This window comes from Immundisolibacter sp. (assembly GCF_041625615.1).
Taxonomy (GTDB): Bacteria; Pseudomonadota; Gammaproteobacteria; order Immundisolibacterales; family Immundisolibacteraceae; genus Immundisolibacter.
Genome location: NZ_JBFJTF010000155.1, coordinates 1 through 4,769, shown reverse-complemented (window position 1 = coordinate 4,769; position 4,769 = coordinate 1). Strand labels below are relative to the sequence as shown.

5 protein-coding genes are annotated in these 4,769 nt (G+C 67.7%); 2 read left to right on the top strand and 3 right to left on the bottom strand.

The window, feature by feature from the left end:
- Positions 1-54: 54 nt before the first annotated feature.
- The 3 genes from ABYX71_RS10465 to bphC all read right to left on the bottom strand — a co-directional run bounded on the left by ABYX71_RS10465 (position 55) and on the right by bphC (position 2,280).
- A complete protein-coding gene (locus tag ABYX71_RS10465; RefSeq protein ID WP_372696441.1) occupies positions 55-363 on the bottom strand; it encodes a 2Fe-2S iron-sulfur cluster-binding protein in 309 nt (102 codons plus the stop codon).
- Between the two features lie 17 nt (positions 364-380).
- A complete protein-coding gene (locus ABYX71_RS10460) occupies positions 381-1,121 on the bottom strand; it encodes a TenA family transcriptional regulator (protein WP_372696440.1) in 741 nt (246 codons plus the stop codon).
- 220 nt (positions 1,122-1,341) lie between these two features.
- Entirely contained in the window at positions 1,342-2,280 is a 939-nt protein-coding gene (bphC, locus tag ABYX71_RS10455) for a biphenyl-2,3-diol 1,2-dioxygenase (RefSeq protein ID WP_372696439.1), read from the bottom strand.
- A 205-nt stretch (positions 2,281-2,485) separates the two neighbouring features.
- Here bphC and ABYX71_RS10450 point away from each other — a divergent pair, with 205 nt between their 5' ends.
- Both ABYX71_RS10450 and ABYX71_RS10445 read left to right on the top strand, forming a co-directional pair.
- Positions 2,486-3,268, top strand: a complete 783-nt coding sequence (locus tag ABYX71_RS10450) for an enoyl-CoA hydratase/isomerase family protein (protein WP_372696438.1) — start codon at positions 2,486-2,488, stop codon at positions 3,266-3,268.
- A gap of 173 nt (positions 3,269-3,441) precedes the next feature.
- Entirely contained in the window at positions 3,442-4,605 is a 1,164-nt protein-coding gene (locus tag ABYX71_RS10445; protein WP_372696437.1) for an acyl-CoA dehydrogenase family protein, read from the top strand.
- Positions 4,606-4,769 lie beyond the last annotated feature (164 nt).

Below are 4,769 nucleotides of genomic sequence, written 5' to 3'. Positions count from 1 at the left end.
GCGCGCCGCCGGCCAGACAGCCGGGCCGGCGGCGCGCGTCAACCGACCGGAACTTCAGGCCGCCGGCGGTTCCAGGCTGTCGGGCGGCACGTCGACCTCCACGTCGCCGTCCAGCAGCCTGGTGACGCACGACAGACGCGCGTTGTCGGGCGCGCCCTCGGCGGCCAGCGTGCGGGTCTCGGTCGCAAACGGCGGGCTGAGGTTCTCCATGCCGGCCACGACCAGCACGATGTCCGACCCGCAGCTGCCGAGTCCGCACGCGCTGTGGATGGGCACCCCGCCGCGTCCCTTGATGAGGCCGAGCAGGCTCGAGCCGGGCATCACCTTGCGCCACGGCCCGCCGTTGATGCGAATGCGCGCCATCGTCGCGCGCCCGGGCCTTACCAGCGCGCCACGGCGTCGAACAGCCCGGTGCCAATGGCGTTGGCCACCAGACGGGCGCCGGCGATGCAGGCCTTCTGGGTGTTGAGGTCGTCGTCGGCCACGTACTTTTCGAGCACCCGCAGGCCCTCGTTGCCGTGCTCCATTTCCACCTCGCCGCCGTGGATACGGAACCACTCGGCGTCTTCCTCGGCCAGACCGTAGTGCCGGACGGCGGCATCGCCGATGCGACCGAACACGGCCGGCACCACGCTTTCCACCCCCACCGCGGTGGCGGCCATGCCCTCGATCCACGGCCGGTGGAACACGTAGCCCTCGATCACCATGCGCAGCATGTGGATGTACGGGTCGTAATCGAACGACACCCAGTCCGGCCCTTCCAGGATGGCGTCGCCGGGGCCGCCCAGCGCATTGACCGCCTGCGCCAGCAGGAACGGGTGGTCGCGCTCGATGTAGGCGTTCTCCAGCAGCGCCGCCTTCACCATGTGGTCGTTCTTGGGACAGTTGGCGGCCAGCGCCGACACGTACTCCGGAAAGCCGGTGATGACCCAGCACAGGTTGGCCATCATGCGGGCGAACGTGTCCTTCGGCAGGCGGCCGGCCTCGATGGACTCGAGCACCGGATGCGCCAGCGCGGCGGCGGCGACCGGCTCCAGGATGTCGTTCTTCAGGTGCTTGAGCCAGTCGGCCTTTACGTCGATCAGGTAAGCGGTATGGACGTCTTGCGCAACAGTAGCCATGGGCTGCTCCTCCAGGGAATGTCGCCGCCGGCCGGGGGCCTGGCGGCCGTGTGACTCAACCGCGAGCTGTGCGGGTCACCGGTTCGCGGCGTCCCGCGAGCGCTCCCTGCGGCCCGCGCCTCCTGCGCGGGCGTCCTGCCGCCCGGCCCTGGGCGACGCATCGACTTGCACGATTCACACCGGCGCGGGCGGCCCCGCGGCCCCCGGCGCCGGCCACACCTCAGGCGCCGCCGACCTTGGCCGGGGCGTCCTCCTCGGCCACCATGTCCAGGTCCATGCCGAAGCCGGAGGCCTCCACCTCGTGGCCCCAGATGTCGGCCGAGTAGTACTCCTGCTGGCTCAGTGCGGTGCGCGCGCCCCAGCCAAGCTCCGACAGCCAGCCGGACGGGTTGCCGCAGTAGAAGGTGACGGCCTGGTCGTTGGAGTGCTTGCCGATGTCGATACCCACCGCCAGCTTGCGCTGGCGCACGGCGTGATAGGCCACGCCGAGGTCGTTCAGGTCCGTGTACTCCAGCATCAGGTGGTTGATGCGCTTGGGCATGGGCCCGCCCAGGAAGGCCACCGAGTGCTGACGGTCGTTGCAGTGCATGAAGGTCGGCGTCACCACCGAGCCGTCCGGCTGGCGCAGCTTGTACTCCACCGAGCCGCGCATGCCGAACACCTTGGTGTAGAAGTCGTAGGCCGCCTTGACGTCACTCTGGCGCAGGATGCAGTGCCCAAGCCCCTGATCGCCGGTCACGAAGCGGCCGTACATGGGCCGGCCGGGATGGAACGGCCGGAAGGCCATCACCTCCGGGCCATAGAACACCTCGGTCGGGTTGCCGCCGGGGTCGTTCAGCTTCAGCAGGCCCAGCACGCGGCGCTCGTCGCACTCGGCGCTGCTGGCCCAGCGGTAGGGAATCTTGGCGGCTTCCAGCTGGGCGGCCATTTCCTCGAGTTCGTCCGGCCCCGGCACGCGCCAGCCGATGTAGGCCATGTCGTCCTCGTTGCTCTGGTGCAGCACGAAACGGTGGTGCCAGTCGTCCAGGCGCAGGTACTTGCGGTCGCCCTCGCCGGCGTCGTGCAGTTCCATGCCGACGACCTCGGTGGCAAAGCGCTCCCACGCCGCCATGTCGGTGACGTTGAAGCCCATGTAGCCCAGTTCCGTAACCTTGACCATTGCAAACTCCCCGCTGGTGAACACGCACCACATCCGCTGCGGTGCCGGCTGCCCGGCATTACGCCACGCGGCACCCGCCGCAACTTGACCGAGGTCAGGCCGGCGCCGCCCTGTACCGTCGCGGCGGCCATCGCGTATGCTCCTGAACACACGTCAGGCAGCCCTGACGGGCCCCGTGCAGAACAAGAGAAGGAGAACCTCGCCCATGAGCGAACCGCAGGTCACCTATGCCCGCGACGGGCATGTCGCCGTCCTGACCATGAACCGTCCCGAGGCCATGAACGCCATGTCCGTGGCCATGCTGACGGACCTCACCGACGCGGTGCGCCGCTACGCCGCCGACGACCAGGCCTGGGTGGCCGTGCTGCGCGGCGAGGGCCGGGCCTTCTGCACCGGTGGCGATCTGAAGGAAGCGCTGGAGCTGATCGGCGACGAGCCGGAGAACTTCTACGTCATGCCGCGCCAGGGCCTGGAAGCCTTTGCTTTGGTGCGCGCCACGCCCAAGCCGATGATCGCCGCCGTGCACGGCTACTGCATGGCCGGCGGCCTGCTGCTGGCCAACGCCTGTGACCTGATCGTGTCCGGCGAGTCGTGCAAGTTCGGCATTCCGGAAACCTCGGTCGGCATGCCGACCATGGGGTATCTGGACCTGTGGAAGTTCATGGGCCCGCGCGTGTTCATGGAAAAGGTGCTCACCGCCGAGCCGTTCGGCGCCGCCGAGGCCAAGGCCTGTGGTCTGGTCAACCGCGTGGTGGCGGACGATCAGGTACAGGCGGAGGCCATGACGCTGGCGCAGAAAATCGCCGGCAACTCGCCGCGCTCGGTGGCGGCCCACACACAGGCCGTGCGCCTGTCGGTCAAGTACAACCGCGAGGTACTGGAAGAGTTCCAGCGGCAGATCTGGGACCCGGTGGTGTTCGGGCAGGACATTCAGGAAGGCCTGTCCTCGTTCCGCGAGCGGCGCAAGCCACAGTGGAAGAACCGATAGAAGTCTGAATCAGTCCATCCCGGACTGCTCAGACCACGGAATCCGAAAGATGTGACTTTCAGGTTCCTTCAACTCAACGCCTGCGCGGCGTTGAGTTGGCGGTACGTCCCTGTGCCGCAGCGCCTCTGAGTCGAACCTGTGGCTCCCAGACAACACTTCCTGCGGAGATCGCCATGCTGGAACTGGCCGAACCCGAACACATCCGCCTGCTGCGCGACCAGCTGCGGCGTTTCGTGGAGCGCGAAATGCCGCGCGAGGCAGCAGCGCGCTGGGACCGCGAGGACGTGTTCCCTCGGGACGTGTTCGACCGGCTGGCCGAGCTTGGCGTGTGCGGCCTCACCGTGCCGGAGGAATACGGCGGCGCGGGTGTGGACATCCCGGCCTGCATGGCGGTGATCGAGGAACTGTCGCGTCGCTCGCTGGCCGTGTCGGTGCCGTACATCATGTGCACCTGCTACGCCGGCATGAACATCAACGAAGTCGGCTCCGAATCGCAAAAGCGCGAACTGCTGCCGAAAATCGCCGACGGCAGGCTGATCTTCGCCTACGGCCTCACCGAGCCCGACGTGGGCTCGGACCTCGGCAGCGTCAAGACCACCGCCGTGCGCGAGGGCAACGAACTCGTCATCAACGGCGCCAAGCGTTTCTGTTCCGGCGCCGACGAGGCCGACTACATCTACACCCTGGTCTGCAGCGACCGCGCCGGGCAGCGCTACCGGAACCTCTCGTTCGTGCTCATCCCGCCGACCGCGCCCGGCGTCTCCGTCACCGCCTTCGAGTGCATGGGCGTGCGCGGCATCCACACCACGGACGTGCTTTTCGACAACGTGCGCGTGCCCCTCGGTAACCTGGTCGGCGGCGAAGACGCCTGGAACCGCGGCTGGGACATGCTGGCCGGGCCGGGGCTGGATGTGGAGAAGATCGAAGTGGCCGCCATCGCGCTCGGCGTCGCCACCGCCGCGCTGGAAGACGCCTGGCAATACGCGCAGGAACGCAAGCAGTTCGGCAAGGCCATCGGCACCTACCAGTCCATCCGCCACACGCTGGCCGACATGCAGGCCAAGCTCTACACCGCCCGCACGCTGGTCTACCAGGTGGCGGGCCAGCTCGGCAGCGAAGGCCGGCACGGCGTCGAAACCGCCATCGCCAAACTCATGGCCACCGAGTACTGCACCGAGATCACGCTGGCCGCGCAGAAGATCATGGGCGCCTACGGCTACGCCAGCGAATTCCCCATGGAACGCTACGTGCGCGACTCGCTGGCACTGCCCATCTTCGGCGGGTCATCGGCCATCCAACGCAACAACATCGTCAATTGGCTGGGGCTGCCGAAGTAAACGCCGGCGCGCGATACCTACACCGCCGGTCGGCAATCAATGCCGTAGCGTCGCAGTCGTAGGCGTTAGGCGCAGCCGTAACCCGCCGGCCCACACTCCGTTGGCAAGCCAAGGCGGACACGAACTTCCCTCTCGGCTCCATTGTTAGGGACTTTCTTTCAATT

Bases quoted from the DNA above. Each gene is read 5' to 3' on its own strand.
- ABYX71_RS10465 (WP_372696441.1), bottom strand. From the start codon at position 363: ATGGCGCGCATTCGCATCAACGGCGGGCCGTGGCGCAAGGTGATGCCC.
- bphC (WP_372696439.1), bottom strand. From the start codon at position 2,280: ATGGTCAAGGTTACGGAACTGGGCTACATGGGCTTCAACGTCACCGAC.
- ABYX71_RS10460 (WP_372696440.1), bottom strand. From the start codon at position 1,121: ATGGCTACTGTTGCGCAAGACGTCCATACCGCTTACCTGATCGACGTA.
- ABYX71_RS10445 (WP_372696437.1), top strand. From the start codon at position 3,442: ATGCTGGAACTGGCCGAACCCGAACACATCCGCCTGCTGCGCGACCAG.
- ABYX71_RS10450 (WP_372696438.1), top strand. From the start codon at position 2,486: ATGAGCGAACCGCAGGTCACCTATGCCCGCGACGGGCATGTCGCCGTC.